The sequence below is a fragment of the Halopseudomonas formosensis genome (assembly GCF_900115905.1).
GTDB classification, from domain to species: domain Bacteria; phylum Pseudomonadota; class Gammaproteobacteria; order Pseudomonadales; family Pseudomonadaceae; genus Halopseudomonas; species Halopseudomonas formosensis.
Genome location: NZ_FOYD01000003.1, coordinates 124,232 through 140,528 on the forward strand (window position 1 = coordinate 124,232; position 16,297 = coordinate 140,528).

17 protein-coding genes are annotated in these 16,297 nt (G+C 63.7%); 8 read left to right on the plus strand and 9 right to left on the minus strand.

Annotated elements, in window-relative coordinates:
- Positions 1-148: 148 nt before the first annotated feature.
- The 3 genes from ccoM to BM046_RS05925 all read right to left on the minus strand — a co-directional run bounded on the left by ccoM (position 149) and on the right by BM046_RS05925 (position 854).
- Positions 149-271, minus strand: coding sequence for a cytochrome c oxidase subunit CcoM (gene ccoM / locus BM046_RS16485; RefSeq protein ID WP_268875170.1), 123 nt, complete (start codon positions 269-271; stop codon positions 149-151).
- A gap of 84 nt (positions 272-355) precedes the next feature.
- Positions 356-535 carry a hypothetical protein gene (locus tag BM046_RS05920; protein WP_090537972.1) on the minus strand — a complete coding sequence of 60 codons (180 nt, stop codon included), beginning with the start codon at positions 533-535 and terminating at the stop codon, positions 356-358.
- A 40-nt stretch (positions 536-575) separates the two neighbouring features.
- Positions 576-854 (minus strand): hypothetical protein, encoded by a 279-nt coding sequence (locus BM046_RS05925; RefSeq protein ID WP_090537974.1) that lies wholly within the window; start codon positions 852-854, stop codon positions 576-578.
- Positions 855-1,063: 209 nt separating this feature from the next.
- On the opposite strand from BM046_RS05925, the gene rapA reads away from it, so the two are divergent.
- A complete protein-coding gene (rapA, locus tag BM046_RS05930; protein WP_090537976.1) occupies positions 1,064-3,910 on the plus strand; it encodes an RNA polymerase-associated protein RapA in 2,847 nt (948 codons plus the stop codon).
- A 27-nt stretch (positions 3,911-3,937) separates the two neighbouring features.
- On the opposite strand, the gene BM046_RS05935 is transcribed toward rapA, so the two are convergent.
- Both BM046_RS05935 and BM046_RS05940 read right to left on the minus strand, forming a co-directional pair.
- On the minus strand, positions 3,938-5,119 hold the full coding sequence (locus tag BM046_RS05935) for a patatin-like phospholipase family protein (RefSeq protein ID WP_090537978.1): 1,182 nt from the start codon (positions 5,117-5,119) through the stop codon (positions 3,938-3,940).
- On the minus strand, positions 5,119-6,081 hold the full coding sequence (locus BM046_RS05940; protein WP_090537980.1) for a lipid A biosynthesis lauroyl acyltransferase: 963 nt from the start codon (positions 6,079-6,081) through the stop codon (positions 5,119-5,121). Before BM046_RS05940 ends, BM046_RS05935 begins: the two co-directional genes overlap by 1 nt.
- A gap of 153 nt (positions 6,082-6,234) precedes the next feature.
- On the opposite strand from BM046_RS05940, the gene minC reads away from it, so the two are divergent.
- The 5 genes from minC (at position 6,235) to BM046_RS05965 (ending at position 10,200) form a co-directional block, all read left to right on the plus strand.
- Positions 6,235-7,008 carry a septum site-determining protein MinC gene (gene minC, locus BM046_RS05945; protein ID WP_090537982.1) on the plus strand — a complete coding sequence of 258 codons (774 nt, stop codon included), beginning with the start codon at positions 6,235-6,237 and terminating at the stop codon, positions 7,006-7,008.
- A 145-nt stretch (positions 7,009-7,153) separates the two neighbouring features.
- Positions 7,154-7,960 carry a septum site-determining protein MinD gene (gene minD, locus BM046_RS05950; protein WP_090537985.1) on the plus strand — a complete coding sequence of 269 codons (807 nt, stop codon included), beginning with the start codon at positions 7,154-7,156 and terminating at the stop codon, positions 7,958-7,960.
- A gap of 2 nt (positions 7,961-7,962) precedes the next feature.
- Positions 7,963-8,220: a cell division topological specificity factor MinE gene (gene minE / locus BM046_RS05955; protein WP_090537987.1), complete on the plus strand. Its 258-nt coding sequence runs from the start codon at positions 7,963-7,965 to the stop codon at positions 8,218-8,220.
- A 39-nt stretch (positions 8,221-8,259) separates the two neighbouring features.
- A complete protein-coding gene (locus tag BM046_RS05960) occupies positions 8,260-8,895 on the plus strand; it encodes an RluA family pseudouridine synthase (RefSeq protein WP_090537989.1) in 636 nt (211 codons plus the stop codon).
- A 15-nt stretch (positions 8,896-8,910) separates the two neighbouring features.
- Positions 8,911-10,200 (plus strand): M18 family aminopeptidase, encoded by a 1,290-nt coding sequence (locus tag BM046_RS05965; RefSeq protein WP_090537991.1) that lies wholly within the window; start codon positions 8,911-8,913, stop codon positions 10,198-10,200.
- Positions 10,201-10,564: 364 nt separating this feature from the next.
- On the opposite strand, the gene BM046_RS05970 is transcribed toward BM046_RS05965, so the two are convergent.
- Positions 10,565-11,515 carry an NAD(P)H-quinone oxidoreductase gene (locus BM046_RS05970; protein WP_090538416.1) on the minus strand — a complete coding sequence of 317 codons (951 nt, stop codon included), beginning with the start codon at positions 11,513-11,515 and terminating at the stop codon, positions 10,565-10,567.
- A 107-nt stretch (positions 11,516-11,622) separates the two neighbouring features.
- On the opposite strand from BM046_RS05970, the gene BM046_RS05975 reads away from it, so the two are divergent.
- A complete protein-coding gene (locus BM046_RS05975; protein WP_090537993.1) occupies positions 11,623-13,737 on the plus strand; it encodes a carboxy terminal-processing peptidase in 2,115 nt (704 codons plus the stop codon).
- A 295-nt stretch (positions 13,738-14,032) separates the two neighbouring features.
- Here the strand turns inward: BM046_RS05975 and BM046_RS05980 are convergent, their stop codons facing one another.
- The gene (locus BM046_RS05980) at positions 14,033-14,752 is read right to left on the minus strand and encodes an FKBP-type peptidyl-prolyl cis-trans isomerase (RefSeq protein WP_090537995.1); all 720 of its coding nucleotides are present in this window, start codon (positions 14,750-14,752) and stop codon (positions 14,033-14,035) included.
- A gap of 214 nt (positions 14,753-14,966) precedes the next feature.
- Positions 14,967-15,131, minus strand: a complete 165-nt coding sequence (locus tag BM046_RS05985; RefSeq protein ID WP_090538417.1) for a con-10 family general stress protein — start codon at positions 15,129-15,131, stop codon at positions 14,967-14,969.
- Between the two features lie 164 nt (positions 15,132-15,295).
- Between BM046_RS05985 and BM046_RS05990 the strand changes: the two genes are divergently transcribed.
- A complete protein-coding gene (locus BM046_RS05990; protein ID WP_090537997.1) occupies positions 15,296-15,694 on the plus strand; it encodes a hypothetical protein in 399 nt (132 codons plus the stop codon).
- Between the two features lie 4 nt (positions 15,695-15,698).
- Here the strand turns inward: BM046_RS05990 and BM046_RS05995 are convergent, their stop codons facing one another.
- Positions 15,699-16,193, minus strand: coding sequence for a CinA family protein (locus tag BM046_RS05995; protein ID WP_090537999.1), 495 nt, complete (start codon positions 16,191-16,193; stop codon positions 15,699-15,701).
- Positions 16,194-16,297: the final 104 nt, after the last annotated feature.

Sequence of the window (16,297 nt, forward strand, 5' to 3'; positions counted from 1 at the left end):
GAAAACAGCAATATCACTGTCCCGAATGTGGCGCATTCAACTTCAGCGGACCCGGCGACTGCCGGGGCTGGCGCTGAAACAAAAAAAAGCGGTTACCGGAGTAACCGCTTAAAGGCCTTGCGAGCCATGCACGTTGAAAATCGAGAATTCAGGAGTTCCTGTTGCGGGCCTTCTGCGCATCCTTGTAGATGAACACGCCTACCCCGGTGAGGAACACAACCATAAGACCGACTGTAAGCAGACCGGCAATCACTGCGTCATCAATAAACATCTGGGCATCTCCGCATCCGTGTATGGCTAGAGAATACCCATATGGTCGATCAGGGTAATTGACCGGGATCAATTAAAGCGACTTTCAGCGCTTGCGCGACTTCTTCTTCGAGCGGGGCTTTTTCGGCGGGGGTTCAGGCAGGGGAAATGCCTTCTCGAAGGCTTTGCGCACTTCGAGCAGTCGGGCTTCGTGGATATCGTGCAGCCGATCACGGCGCGCTTCGGCAAGATCGATGACAGTGGCGGGCACGGTGGGATCGGACATCTCGGCTCCTGGGAAATCTGGCCCACCAAGCATGAAAAGCTCAGGCCCTGATGTCAACCAGCAGCCCCTTGCGCGGCAGCTCCGCTGCGACCGGGGCAGCGTCCGGCTGAGTCTGGACGGTATCGGTCTCACCATCAGCCGTAGCGGTTTCGGCCTGCGGCTGGGGCTGCCGGCCTGTACCACCGGAAGTGTCCTGATCCACTGGCAGATCCGCCAGCGGATCCTGTGCCAGCGCTTGCGCCCCGGTAGGCCGGGGTTGCCGGTCCGGCTTGAACACCTCCTGCTGGGTGCCCGCCGGGGGTAATCCTGGAATCTGCATCGCCTGCCTCGCTACCGAATGATCCGCTCTGTCCCGTATGACCGCCTCAAGGCAAATTATCGGCGGCTTATCGCCTTAGTAGAGTGCGTTGGTCGGCTCGGGTTCATAATTATCCCCGTACGGCTGGGTTGCAACGCCAGCCAGCGGTTTTTACACACCCATGTATCAGTTACCATAGCGCCCTTTTCTCGGTACCGCAGGAGTGAGGCATGACAGTATTTACCCCCGGACAGCGCTGGGTGAGTGACGGCGAGGCAGAGCTGGGATTGGGTACCGTGTTATCACAGGACGGCCGCCTGGTGGTCATGCTGTTCCCTGCCAGTGGCGAGACCCGTCACTATGCGATTCGCACCGCCCCGCTGACCCGGGTGCGTTTCAGTCCCGGCGATACCATTACCCATCACGAGGGCTGGAGCCTGACCGTCAGCGACGTGAGCGAACGGGACGGGCTGCTGCATTACCGCGGACTGCGCGAGGATGGCAGCGAGGCCGACTTCAGCGAGACCATGCTGGACAACTTCATCCAGTTCCGCCTGGCCAGCGACCGGCTGTTCGCCAGCCAGATAGACCCCCTGCCCTGGTTCGGCCTGCGTTACGAGAGCCTGCGCCATTATTGCCGCATCCAGCGCTCGCCGCTGCTGGGACTGGCGGGTGTACGTACCCAGCCCATTGCCCATCAGCTGCATATCGCCCGTGACGTGGCCGACCGTATCGCCCCTCGCGTGCTGCTGGCGGACGAGGTCGGCCTGGGCAAGACCATCGAAGCCGGCCTGATCCTGCACCGCCAGCTGCAGACCGGACGGGTCCGCCGGGTGCTCATCGTGGTACCGGAGAACCTCCAGCACCAGTGGCTGGTGGAAATGCTGCGCCGCTTCAATCTGCGCTTTGCCCTGTTCAACAGCGAGCGCTGCCAGGGCGCCGAGGACAATCCCTTCGAGGAAGAACAGCTAGGACTGGTGTCCCTGGAGTATCTGCTGGCCGATGCCCGCGCCGCCGAATGGCTGCAGGCCACCGACTGGGACATGCTGGTAGTGGACGAGGCGCACCATCTGGTCTGGCACGAGGACGGCGCCAGCGCCGAATACCAGCTGATCGAACAGCTCGCCGGACGCATTCCCGCCGTGCTGCTGCTGACCGCCACCCCCGAGCAGCTGGGCCAGGCCAGCCATTTCGCCCGCCTGCGCCTGCTCGACCCGGACCGTTTCCATGATCTGCAGGCCTTCCGCGAGGAAAACGAGCGCTATCAGCCGATTGCCGATGCGGTACAGCGCCTGCTCGATACCCGCCAGCTGGCCGACAGTGACCGACTGGCACTGATCGACTGGCTCGGTGCCAGCGCGACTGCCATCATCGACAGGCTGGACGACGCCGATGAGACTGTCGCCGAGGAAGCGCGCCGCAGTCTGATCCGCCAGCTGCTCGACCGCCACGGCACCGGTCGAGTGCTCTACCGCAACACCCGCGCGGTGATCAGCGGTTTCCCCGAGCGGGAGCTGCACGCCTACCCGCTGGCCTGTCCGGCCATCTATGAGGACCTGGAAGGGCGCGCCGCGCTTTATCCGGAGAACGGCCTGCAGGATGAGACCGAAGCGGACGGCAGCCGCTGGTGGCAACTGGACCCCCGGGTCGACTGGCTGATCGACACCCTGAAGATGCTCAAGCACAGCAAGGTACTGGTCATCTGCGCGCATGCCGAGACCGCCCTGGATCTGGACGATGCCCTGCGCGTGCGCAGTGGCATCCCGGCCACGGTTTTCCACGAGGGCATGAGCATAGTCGAGCGCGACCGCGCGGCGGCCTTCTTCGCCGACGAGGAATTCGGCGCCCAGGTGATGATCTGTTCCGAGATCGGCAGCGAGGGCCGCAACTTCCAGTTTGCCCACCATCTGGTGATGTTCGACCTGCCCGCCCATCCGGATCTGCTGGAGCAGCGCATCGGTCGTCTCGACCGTATCGGCCAGCGCCACACCATCCAGCTGCATGTCCCCTATCTGGAAGGCACTGCCCAGGAATATCTGTTCCAGTGGTACGACCAGGCACTGAACGCCTTCCGCGCCACCTGCCCCGCCGGCAGCGCCCTGCAGCACCAGTTCGGCGCCAGCCTGCTGCGCCAGCTCGACCATCCGGACCCGCAGCAATGGCAGTCCCTGCTCACCGAGGCTGCCCGCACCCGCAGCGAGCTGGAGGCAGAACTGCAGCGCGGTCGCGACCGCCTGCTGGAGCTGCATTCGCGCGGCCACACCGGCGATGCGCAGAAGCTGATCGACGCCATCGAGCAGCAGGACAACGACTTCCAGCTGCCCATCTATATGGAGCGCCTGTTTGACGTCTTCGGCATCGACAGTGAGGACCACTCGGACAACGCCCTGGTGCTGCGTCCCAGCGAACGCATGCTGGATGCCGGTTTCCCCCTCGGCGACGACGAGGGCGTGACCATCACCTACGACAGGGACACCGCCCTGTCGCGCGAGGACATGCAGTTCATCACCTGGGAACACCCCATGCTACAGGGTGGCATGGATCTGGTGCTGTCCAGCAGCATGGGCAACAGCGCCGTGGCACTGCTCAAGAACAAGGCACTCAAGCCCGGCACCATGCTGCTGGAATGCCTGTTCGTCAGCGAGGCCATCGCCCCGCGCCAGCTGCAGCTGCAGCGCTATCTGCCGCCGACACCGGTGCGTGTGCTGCTGGATGTGGGTGGCAACGACCTGGCTGCCAAGGTCGCCTTCGAGACGCTGGATGCCCAGCTCGAGAGTCTGCCCAAGCACCTGGCCAGCAAGATCGCCAAGAGCCAGCGAGATACCGTGGAGCAGCTGTTGGACCGGGCCGAGGCCCTGGCCGATCTGCAGCATGCCGAGCTGGTACAGCAGGCCAGCGAGCGTTTCACCAGTGAGCTGGATGAGGAGATTGCCCGACTCAAGGCCCTGCAGCAGGTCAACCCGCTGGTACGCCAGAGCGAGATCGATGCGCTGCAGAGCCAGCGCGAACAGGGCATGGAAGTGCTGGGCCAGGCCAAGATCCGCCTGGATGCCCTGCGCATCATGGTGGTCGGCTGATCCGCCCCGGGGTCTGGCGCACCGACGTCAGGCCCCGGCTTGCACCCTCTCCAGACCCAGGAAGTTGCACAGGTCATCGGCCCGGGCCAGAGCGTCGCGCCGGCCCAGCTCGATCAGTTCATTGCAGTACTCCGCCTCGAACAGCAGGTAGCTCAGCAGGTCACTGCCAGAGCTTCGGGTGGCACCACTGCCGCGCAGAAACAGCCGCAGCGCCGCCGGCAACGCGCGCCGGTGACGCGCCGCGATCACATCCAGCGGTTCGCTGGGCGATATCACCATGACGTCCACATGCCGCAGACCGGTGTCCCGCCCGTCCAGTGCCGAGTGCGACGCCAGGAAGTTGAGGCGCTCCAGCTGTTCCAGGTCGGTTTCCAGGTTGTCGATGAAGGTACTGTGCAGCAGATGGCCGCCCAGCTGTGCCAGCGTGGGTGGCGGTGGCGTCTGATCGGCCGCAGCCGCGGGCATCGACGACGGACCGCTGCCGGTCCGGTGAGTAACGCCTATCACCAGAACCCGATTGGCTCCAAGGTGCAGCGCCGGACTCAGCGGCGCCTGCTGGCGCACGGCCCCATCGCCGTACCAGCTGCGGTTCAGATAGACCGGCGGGAACAGCAGGGGAATCGCCGCCGAGGCCATCAGGTGGTCGAGCCCCAGCCGGGTCTGCACCCCGACCCGTCGGTGCCGCCGCCAGGGGGTGATACGGTGGTGGCTCTGATAGAAGTACACCGAGCGCGAGGCATGGTAGTCGAAGGCGCAGACCGAGACCGCCTGCAGGCGTCCGGCCTGCAGCCCTTCCTCGATACAACCGAAACGCATGTGCCGGGCAAGCAGGGAGCGCAGGGGGCTATTGTCCAGCAGCGCGGTGGTATTCCCACCGCTCGTGCCCAGAAGGTTGGTGTGCGACCAGCGCCAGGCCTGGGCCAGCAGCCCCGGCCAGTCAGTGCGCATCACGTGGTCACTGCGAAAGCCGGCCCAGACCGCCAGCATGCTGTCGACCGCGGTATGCAGACTGGCCGAGTGCGTCGCCAGTGCCAGGGCGTTGATCGCCCCGGCGGAAGTACCGGTGATGATGGGAAACGGATTGGGCGCATTCGCCCCGGTCAGCTGGCGCAGGCCGGCCAGTACTCCCACCTGATAGGCGGCCCGGGAGCCGCCTCCGGAGAGAATCAGCGCCAGACGCTGGCTTGCCTCCCTGCCGGGCCGGTTCATCAGGCCGCGCTCCTCCGCTTGCGGCGCTTGCGACTGCGCTTGGGATAGGGCCGGGGCTCGCCCTCGGGGCGTGTCTTGAAGCGCCGGTGTACCCACATGTACTGCTCCGGCTGCTGCAGTATCTCCTGCTCGACCCACTGGTTGATCCGCCGCGCGTCGGTTTCATCATCCCCGCTCGGGAAGTCCTCGAGTGGCGGATGCACCCTGAGCAGATAGCCACTCCCATCCGCCAGCCGGGTCTGGGTAAAGGGAACCACCAGAGCCTTGCCGAGGCGGGCAAAGGTCGCGGTCGCCGTCACCGTGGCAGCGGTCACGCCGAACAGCGGCACGAAGACACTGGCCTTGCGACCGTAGTCCTGGTCCGGTGCATACCAGATGGCCCGCCCCTTGCGCAGAGACTTGAGCATGCTGCGCACATCCTCGCGCTCCACCGCCACGGCGTCGGCATTGTGCCGTTCGCGGCCCCGGCGTTGCACGTAGTCGAAAGCCGCGTTCTTGTGCTCTCGGTACATGCCGTCGATGGTGGCTTTCTGGCCGAGCAGCGCGGCGCCAATTTCCAGCGTAGTGAAGTGCGCTGACATCAGCACCACGCCCTGCCCCTGCGCCGCCGCCTGCTGCAGATGTTCAAGACCTTCGATCCGGGCCAGTCGCGCCAGTCGCCGTTTGGGCCACCACCAGGCCATGGCCATCTCGAACAGGGCGATGCCGTTGGAGGCGAAGTTCTCCCGCAGCACCTTCTTCCGGCGCTCCGAACTCCAGTCCGGAAAGCACAGTTCAAGGTTGATCCTGGCGATCTCCCGCCGCTCGCGCATGAACAGGTACATCAGCCAGCCCACGGCCCGCCCCAAAGGAAGCAGAACCCGATAGGGCAGCTGGATGATCAGCCAGAGCACCCCCAGGCCGAGCCACATCGGCCAGTAGCGGGGGTGAAGCAGTGCAGCCTTGAAGCCGGGACGAGTCATCGCAGAACCATGCAGACAGAAACGGGGCATCCATTCTACCCGGCCCGTCGCCGGGAGGGAAAATCCCGGCAGGAAGATCAATTCCGGTTTCGGCTTGCCGTCAATTCTTGCAGACTATATAAGTGTGCCCACCCAATGCTCTATGGATCCATCATGACTTCCAACTCGAACCTCGACCTGCTCGACAGCGACCCCGTCTTCCACCTCAAGGGCGGCATGCTGGCCATGACCGTGGTGGAACTGGTGCGCCAGGCACCGGAACGCTTCGCCATTCAGCTGGCGGAAAAGGTCGAGCAGGCACCGAATTTCTTCCAGGACACCCCGGTACTGATCAGCCTGGAAAAACTTGATGACCGGCTGGACATCTCCGGCCTGATTGCGCTGCTGCGCATCTGCCGCGACCATGGACTGTTGCCGGTCGCCCTGCGTGGCTCCGAGGATTACCGCCCGCTGGCGCAGCAGTCGAGCCTGGTGCTGCTGCCCCCGGGACGGGGCGGCCGCGACAAACCGCTGGAAACCACGGAACCCCAGCCGCAGGCTGTTGCCCAACAACCAACCGCCAACCCGCCGGCGCCGGAAGTGGCTCCCGCCCAGCCGACGCCGACCAGGGTCATCACCACGCCGGTACGCTCCGGGCAGCAGGTATATGCACCTGGTGGAGACCTGATAGTACTGGCACCGGTGAGCGCCGGCTCGGAGCTGCTTGCCGACGGCCACATCCATGTCTACGGCCCGCTGCGCGGCCGCGCCCTGGCCGGGGTGCGTGGGGACACCGGGGCACGGATCTTCTGTCAGTCGCTGGAGGCCGAACTGGTCTCGGTGGCGGGTCAGTACAAGGTCGCCGAGGACCTGCGCCGGCAGCCGTTGTGGAAAGCGGCGTCGCAGATCGCACTTGAGGGGGACAGCTTGAAGATAACAGCCCTTTGACAGATACTGTTTTCCCAGTCGGAAACACCCGTATGCCGTGGCCTGGAGCGCTGTTACCGGGCCAGGCCGGTCAGCAGCAACGGCGCCCAGTCACAGCATTTTGTGCGCCCCATCAAACATTCAAAGATCAGTCAGGAAGGTCATTTTGGCAAAGATCCTAGTCATTACCTCAGGCAAGGGGGGCGTTGGCAAAACCACTACCAGCGCTGCCATCGGTACCGGGCTCGCTCTGCGTGGATACAAGACGGTCATCATCGACTTCGATGTGGGGCTGCGTAACCTCGACCTGATCATGGGCTGCGAGCGTCGTGTGGTGTACGACTTCGTCAACCTGATCAACGGCGACTCCAACCTCAATCAGACGCTGATCAAGGACAAACGCTCGGACAACCTCTACATCCTGCCGGCGTCCCAGACCCGGGACAAGGACGCGCTGACTCTGGAGGGAGTGGAAGGCGTTCTCAATCAGCTGAGCGAAACCTTCGATTACATCGTCTGCGATTCGCCGGCGGGTATCGAGAAGGGCGCTCACCTGGCCATGTACTTCGCCGACGAGGCGATCGTGGTCACCAACCCGGAAGTGTCATCTGTCCGCGACTCCGACCGCATGCTCGGCGTGCTGTCGAGCAAGTCCCGCCGTGCCGAACAGGGCGAGCGGATCAAGGAACACCTGCTGCTGACCCGCTACAGCCCGGCCCGCGTGGAAAGCGGCGAGATGCTCTCGGTCAGCGACGTCGAGGATATCCTGTCGATTCCGCTGCTGGGCGTGATCCCCGAGTCCCAGGCCGTCCTCAAGGCCTCCAACCAGGGCATCCCGGTGATCATGGACGACAAGAGCGATGCTGGTCAGGCCTACAGTGATGCCGTCGAACGCCTGCTTGGCAAGGAAGTGCCCCACCGCTTCCTCGAAGCCCAGAAGAAAGGGCTGCTCAAGCGCCTGTTCGGAGGATGACCATGAGCCTGTTCGATTACTTCACCCGGCGCAAGAAGCAGGAATCCCCTGCTTCCGTGGCCAAGGAGCGCCTGCAGATCATTGTTGCCCATGAACGTGGCCAGCGCAGTCAGCCCGATTACCTGCCGCAGCTGCAGCAGGAAATCATCGACGTGATCAGCAAGTACGTACCCATCGACCGGGATCAGGTGCATGTAGCCCTGGATAATCAGGACGATTGCTCCATCCTCGAACTGAACATCACCCTCCCCGATCGCTGACAGACAGGTGCCGTCCCCGGGCGGCACCTTGGACCCCCGATGCCCCTGACCGATATCGGTATCCTCCATGAGGATCCCGCCTTCCTGATCGTTGACAAACCCACCCTGCTGCTCTCGGTGCCCGGGCGTGCCGAGGACAACAAGGACTGCCTGATCACCCGCCTGCAGGACAACGGCTACCCCGAAGCGCGCATAGTGCACCGTCTGGACTGGGAAACCTCCGGCATTCTGGTCATCGCCCGGGACCCGGACAGTCACCGCGAGCTGTCCCGCCAGTTCCACGACCGCGAGACCGGCAAGCGCTACATTGCCCTGTGCTGGGGCCAGCCGGAGGCCGATGCCGGGCATATCGACCTGCCCCTGCGGTATGATCCCCCGAACAAACCCCGGCACATTGTCGACCATGAGCTGGGCAAGCCGGCGCAGACCTTCTGGCAGGTCCTGGAACGCCTTGGCGATTACTGCCGGGTGGAGCTGACCCCCATAACCGGACGCTCCCACCAGTTGCGCGTGCACATGCTCAGCATCGGCCATCCGCTGCTGGGCGACCGGCTCTACGCCCATGAACAGGCACTCAACGCCTGCCCGCGACTGGCCCTGCATGCCGCGCGGCTGGAGATCAACCATCCGCAGACCGGTCAGCGCATGGTATTCGACAGCCCGGCCCCGTTCTGAACAGGAGAATTCACGTTGCACAACAGCACCAGTCAATCCCTCGCCGATTTCATCCAGGCTTCCCCCACGCCCTTCCATGCCGCCCGCAGCCTGGCGGAACGTCTGCAGGCCGCCGGCTATCAGCAGCTGAACGAGCGTGACGAGTGGGATCTCACGGCTGGTGGGCGCTACTACGTGCTGCGCAACCAGTCTTCGCTGATTGCCTTCAGCCTGGGTCAGCCCGGCGCGCTGGAGCGCGGCATCCGGCTGATCGGCGCGCACACCGACAGTCCCTGCCTGCGGGTCAAGCCGCAGCCGGAACTGAACCGTCAGGGGCTCTGGCAACTGGGCGTGGAAGTCTACGGCGGCGCTCTGCTGGCGCCCTGGTTCGACCGTGACCTGTCGCTGGCAGGTCGCGTGACTGCGCGCAATGCCCAGGGGCAGCTGCTCAACCTGCTGGTGGATTTCCAGCGCGCCATTGCCATCATTCCGAGCCTGGCCATCCACCTCAACCGCGACGTCAACAGCGGCTTTGCGGTCAACCCCCAAACCGACCTGCCCCCGGTGCTGGCCCACAGCATCGAACCCGGCCGGGACCTGCGCGCCCTGCTGGCCAGCGAACTGCAGGGCCGTCACCCCGAACACGGCCCGCTGACCGTGCTCGATTACGAGCTGAGCTTCTACGACACCCAGGCGCCGGCGGTGGTGGGTCTGGATGGCGATTTTCTGGCTGCGGCCCGGCTGGACAACCTGCTGTCCTGCCATGCCGGGCTGGAGGCGCTGCTGGCCAGCGATGGTGAGCAGGCCTGCCTGCTGGTCTGTACCGACCACGAAGAGGTCGGCTCCAGCTCCTGCTGCGGCGCCGACGGCCCCTTCCTGGAGGATGTCCTGCGTCGCCTGATTCCCGACGACCAGCAGCGCATCCGCACCATCCAGCGTTCGGTGCTGGTATCAGCGGACAACGCCCATGGCATCCACCCCAACTATGCCGACCGTCATGACGGCAATCACGGCCCGCAGCTCAATGCCGGTCCGGTGATCAAGATCAACAACAACCAGCGCTACGCCACCACCAGCGAAACCGCGGCCCTGTTCCGCCATCTGTGCCAGCAGGCCGGGGTACCGGTGCAGACCTTCGTGGTGCGCAGCGACATGGGCTGCGGCAGCACCATAGGGCCCATCACCTCCAGTCGTCTGGGCGTGCGTACCGTCGACATAGGCGCGCCGACCTTCGCCATGCACTCGATCCGCGAGCTGGCGGGGGTGAAGGATGTGGAATATCTGCAGAAGGTGCTGACCGCGTTTCTCAACAGTACGCAGGTGTGAAGGCCGGGGTGTAGCGCAGGCGCTCGACACCCCATTCGCCCCCGGGGCGGGGGCTCCTACAAAAAACAAACAGACATCGAGGCCGCAACTGTAGGAGCACCGCCGGGACGCCGGACCGCCCGGTGCGAACCCCAGGCACCGCCGGGACGCCGGACCGCTCGATGCGAACCGCAGGCAACGCCGGGCCGCTCCGTGCAAAACGCAGTCGGCATGGGCACCGCCCCCATTCGCCCCCATTCGCCCCCATTCGCCCCCGGGGCGGCGGCTCCCACAAAAACGATTAGACATCAAGGCCGCAACTGTAGGAGCACCGCCCCGGTGCGAACCCCGGGCACCGGACCGTCGGACCGCCGCCCCTCACTCCTCAGTTGTTGACCAGCACTATCTTGCCGACCACCTGATCCCTGGCCAGCTCGGCAAAGGCCTCCTCGGCCTGATCGAAGGTGTAGGTCCGGGCCACCAGAGGTTTCAATTGTCCGGATTCGAACAGGGGCCAGAGCTTCTCTTCCATCCGCGCCAGCAGTCCGGCCTTGAAGTCGGCGCTGCGGGTGCGCAGCGTGGAGCCGGTCAGCTGCAGCCGCTTGACCAGTACCTTGGCCAGATCCAGCTCGGCATTACGACCGCCCATCAGACCGATCAGTACCCAGCGCCCGTCCTGGGCCAGCAGATCCAGATGCTCGGGAGCATAGGTGGCGCCGACCGGATCCAGCGCCACATTGAAGGGCCCGAAGTCCTTCAGAGCGGCAATCCCATCATGGCGCAGCACCCCGCCCTCAGCCCCCAGGGCCTGACAGGTTTCCAGTTTCTCCTGGGAGCCCAGGCTCACCCAGCAGGGGTTGCCGAAGGCCTTGCACAACTGGATCGCCGCGGTGCCGACACCACTGGCCCCGGCGTGGATCAGCACCTTCTCCCCGGGCTGGGCTGCGCCCAGCTCAAACACGTTCAGCCAGGCAGTACTGAACACCTCGGGAATCGCCGCTGCGTCTTCCCAGGCCATATCCCGGGGTACCGGCAGCAGGTGCCGGGCATCGACCACCACCTCATCGGCCATGCCGCCACCGGCGAGCAGCGCGCATACCCTGTCCCCCACCTGCCAGCGGGTCTGACCGGCCGTTTCGATCACCTCGCCGGCACATTCGAGCCCGAGAATATCGGTTGTACCCGGCGGCGGCGGATAGTGGCCGGCTTTCTGCAGCAGGTCCGCACGGTTGATTCCAGCAGCCTTGACCCTCACCCGAACCTGCCCGGGTTGCAGGGCGACAGCCGGCTCCGTACGCCAGCTCAGCACCCCACCTTCAGCTTGCAATCCTCTCACTGTGCCTCCAATATTGATTCGTTGAATGACCTGAAAACGGGAACCCACGGCTTCCGTCAGCACACTAAAGAAAGCATACCTTCAGCTCTCCGGACACGATACCTCAGATGACACTATCTACCACCCTGCGCAAATCCTGCCTCATTGCCCTCCTCTGTCTGGGCGTGGGCAATGCCGTCGCTGACGAGGCAGTTAGCGCTATCCCTGTTCTGGATCTGGAGAGTCTGCAGCCGACCCGTGAGCAGATGATCGCCAGTCTCAATACCGTCGAACTGCTGCGTCGTCACCATTACAACCGGATCCGCCTGGACGATGAGCTGTCCAGCGAGGTTTTCGACACCTACCTGCGCCAGCTGGATCCACAGCGCAGTCTTTTTACCGAAGCGGACATCCGTGATTTCTCCGAATACCGCTACAAGTTCGATGACCTGCTGCAGGCCGGTGACCTGAGCGTCGGTTTCGCCATGCATACCCGGCAGATCCAGCGTGCCGACCAGCGTATCGCCTTTGCCCGTCAGCTGCTGAGCGAAGGCATAGACAAGCTGGACTTCAGCGGCGACCAGATGATCCTGATCGATCGCGAGAAGGCGGACTGGCCCGCTGACGACAGCGCGCTGCACAGCCTCTGGCGCCAGCAGATCAAGGATGAGGTGCTGCGGCTGAAACTGGCCGGCCGCGAAACCGACTCCATCCAGGAGCTGCTCGAGAAACGCTACGCCAACCAGCAGAAGCGCCTGTACCAGACCCGCAGCGAGGACATCTTCCAGAACTACATCAATGCCCTGGCCCAGGTCTACGACCCCCATACCCAGTACATGTCTCCGGATAACGCGGAGAACTTCGACATCAACATGAGCCTGTCCCTCGAGGGCATCGGCGCCGTGCTGCAAAGCGACAACGACCACACCAAGATCGTCCGTCTGGTGCCGGCCGGTCCGGCGGAGAAGAGCAAGCAGCTGGCTCCGGCCGATCGCATCATCGGCGTGGCCCAGGGCAACGGCGAAATGGTCGATGTGGTCGGCTGGCGGCTTGATGAAGTCGTCAAGCTGATCCGCGGTCCCAAGGGCTCCACCGTGCGCCTGGAAGTCATTCCCGCCAGCAACCCGCCCAGTGACATGACCAGCCGCGAGGTGGTTCTGGTGCGTGAAGCGGTCAAACTGGAGGACCAGGCCGCCAAATCCTCGGTGCTGGAATTCAACGAGCAGGGCCAGGATTACCGTATCGGGGTGATCGAGGTGCCCGGCTTCTATATCGATTTCAAGGCCTATCGCCGGGGTGATCCGGATTATCGCAGCACCACCCGCGATGTTCGCCGGCTGCTCAGCGAGCTGCAGGAACAGAACATTGACGGCATCGTTCTGGACCTGCGCAACAATGGCGGCGGCTCCCTGCAGGAGGCCACCGAGCTGACCGGCCTGTTCATAGGTCAGGGCCCCAGTGTGCTGGTACGCGACGCCAAGGGACAGGTGCAGGTGCTGGATGATCCCGATGCCGGCGTGGTCTACCACGGCCCCCTGGCGGTGATAGTCAACAAGCTGTCTGCCTCTGCCTCGGAGATCTTTGCCGGCGCGGTGCAGGACTATGGGCGTGGCCTGGTGATCGGCGAGCCGACCTTCGGCAAGGGGACGGTGCAGTCGATCCAGCCGCTCAACCATGGCGAACTCAAGTTCACCCTGGCGAAGTTCTACCGGGTGTCCGGACAGAGCACGCAGAACCGTGGCGTGGTCCCGGACATCCTCTATCCGTCGCTCCTGGAAACCGCCGATTTCGGTGAAAGCAGCCTGCCCCGCGCCCTGCCCTGGGATACCATCCCGCCGGTGCCGTACAAGGCCGATAACATGCTGCAGGTACTGGTACCCCAGCTGATCGACCGGCACAAGGCACGGGCGGAGAAGAATCCCGAGTTCATCTACACCATGGCCCGCATCGACCTCAACCGGGCCATGCAGGAGCGGGAATACCTGCCGCTGAACGAAGAGCGTCGCCGGGCCGAGCAGCAAGAGTTCGAAGAGAAGCTGCTGGCCATGGAGAATGCCCGCCGCCGGGCCCTGGGCGAAGAGCCGCTGGAAAAACTGGAGAAGGAAGATCCGCTGCTCGAGACCGCCGGCATTCCGGATACCGATGACGAAGTCGATGCCGCCAAGGACCCCTTCCTCGCCGAAACCGGCCACATCCTCATCGACCTGCTGCAATTGCAGGCTCAGGTAGCCAAAGCGGGCTGACCTTCCCTTCCCGACAACCCCGGCGCCTTCGCCGGGGTTACCCACAGATCCTGTGGATAACTCTGTGAACAAGCCCTGATCAAATCGCCCAAAGCCGCATGAAAATGCAGCTGGACACTGCTGGGTATTTTTTAATCAGGAAGAAAAGACTTGAAAAACAGGCACTTGCGCTTGGCACAAAATCTGCTGGGAGACGTCTTCCCGGGACTGGACCGTCACCGGGAAATGTGCATAACAGTAACACCGAGGGGACAGGTGCGTCTGCCCTGCCCCTCCGAGGGCGTTACCTTTCTACTCACTCGGTGTCGCCGTTCCCTTGAATACCGAGCAGCTGCATGTCGAACACCAGCACGGAATTCGGCGGAATCAGCGGACTCGGGCTCACCGGGCCGTAAGCCAGCTCGCTGGGAATGGTGACTTTCCATTTGTCGCCCACACGCATCAGCTGCAGGGCCTCTACCCAACCGGGAATCACCTGGCCCACCGGCAGATCGATGGGCTCGCCGCGCTGCAGGGAGCTGTCGAATACGGTGCCATCAATCAGGCGACCCTCGTAGTGCACGGTTACCACGTCATCGGCACCGGGCTGGGCGCCGTCGGCATTACCGGATTCAATGACCTCGTACTGCAGACCGGAATCGGTAGTAGTGACACCTTCACGCTTGGCATTGTCCGCCAGATAGTCGGCCGCGGCCTGCTGATTGGCCTCGTCCGCCTCGCTGGCCTTCTCTTCCAGCCTGGCCTGCAGGTCACCGAAGGCGGCAATAATGTCCTTGTCCTCCAGGCGCGGCTGCTTGCCACCCAGCGCATCCTGCATGCCCAGTTTCAGAGCATCGAGATCCAGATCGTTAAGACCGTCCTGCGCCAGCGTCTGACCCATGTTCAGACCTATGCCGTAGGAGGCCTGCTGAATCGACGTGGTGAGTTCCACGTTCTGTTCCTTGTCCTTATTATTGCAGCCCACCAGGGTCACAATACCTATCGCTACAGTGGCTGCCAGCAGATTCCGCTTCATGCTTACCTCTTGAGTTGGCCCGTTGTGGGCGAAGGATGATGCCTGAAGCATAACAGTGCAGCCCCAGCCCGGCTACAGTCCACCCGGACCGGGATAATGATCAGGTTTGCAATTTACAAAGATGGGTAAACCGCGATCGGGGGTACTGCTGAACCCCGCCGCCCGGGCGGCGACGGGGCGGGAACGGAGGTCTGGCGACCTCCGCCGTCGTCAATCAGCTCCGTCTGCTCTGCTGCCCGCCCTTGCGTCCGGCCTCCGCCGCCCGCTGCGGATTGTTCTTGAAGTTACCACCGCTGGCCTGACCGCCTTTTCTGCCAGCTTCCGCTGCACGTTGCGGGTTTTCAGCAAAATTGCCTTTACCACCTCTACGTTGAGTCATGTGCTTGGCCTCCAATCAGGTTGTACATGCAGGTGCAGGGGCACCTGTAGGGTTGGAGGCCCGCCTCTGGCAGAGGTTCGCGTTATTTTTTCCCCCTGGCGGTACAACTCGTCGCCCGGGCGCCGGTCAAAGCTTCTAACCACAGAGTCCTGACAGGAGCCGCCATGACCAGCATGACCGCCGTGACCGACCAGCACCGCCAGCAGTACAGCGAGGTCCTGCTGGCCAGGGCTGCGCCGCTGTTCGAACGGACCGCACTGGCGGCCGGTGAAGCCGGGTTGCATGCCCGGGTGCATGTGCAGGGCACGCCCCCGGAGTTGTGCCTGCAGGTCAGCCGCGACGCTGACAGCCGCTCGAGTCACTATCTGATCCGACTCGACAGCGACGGCCGGGTGCTGCATCAATTGCTGCTGGTTCCGGAGGGCAGTTGTCGCCGGCTCAGCGCGGGACTGGAATCGATCAACAGCATGGTGCTGGATACCCAGCTCGACGACCTGTTCCGTGAAGCCTTCCAGCTATCCCTGCCGGAACTGCGCGAACGCCATCCCGAGGGCTTCTGGTAACCACTCAGTGGTTCTCGAAGGGATTGCGCAGCCGGGCCACATAACGCTCCACTGACAGCAACGCATGGCGCGCCGCCTGCTCGCGCACCTCGTTGCGCTCACCGGGGAATTTGATGGTCTCGCTGACCACCCGGGGTTCACCTTCCACCAGCATGGCGCAGGCAAAGCACAGGGTTCCATCGAGCTCGCCATCGGCTTCGGCCAGACCGGTATTGGCCAGCGTGATGCCGGCACCGCAGTTTTCCAACGCACCGAGGGCCATTTCCCGCGCCACCTCCTCGCTGGTCAGGCCGAATTCATCGATCGTCCGCTGACTTACCCCGAGCATCTCGCGCTTGGCCTCCACCGCATACACCACGTAGCCGCATTCCATCACCGCACCGCTGCCGGACACCTCGGCCAAGCGGGCCGCAATCAGGCCGGCGGTACAGGATTCGGCGGTGGCCAGAATCAGTTCGTTGTTCTTCAGATAGTCCACCACGGGCTGCAATTCATGCATCTTGCTGTTCTCCTCTGGCCGTTGCGCGGATCAATACCGGTTTAGAGCGCCTGGCCCTGCATGCAAGTTCCCCCAACCGACGATCACAGCCAGACGAAAAAGTC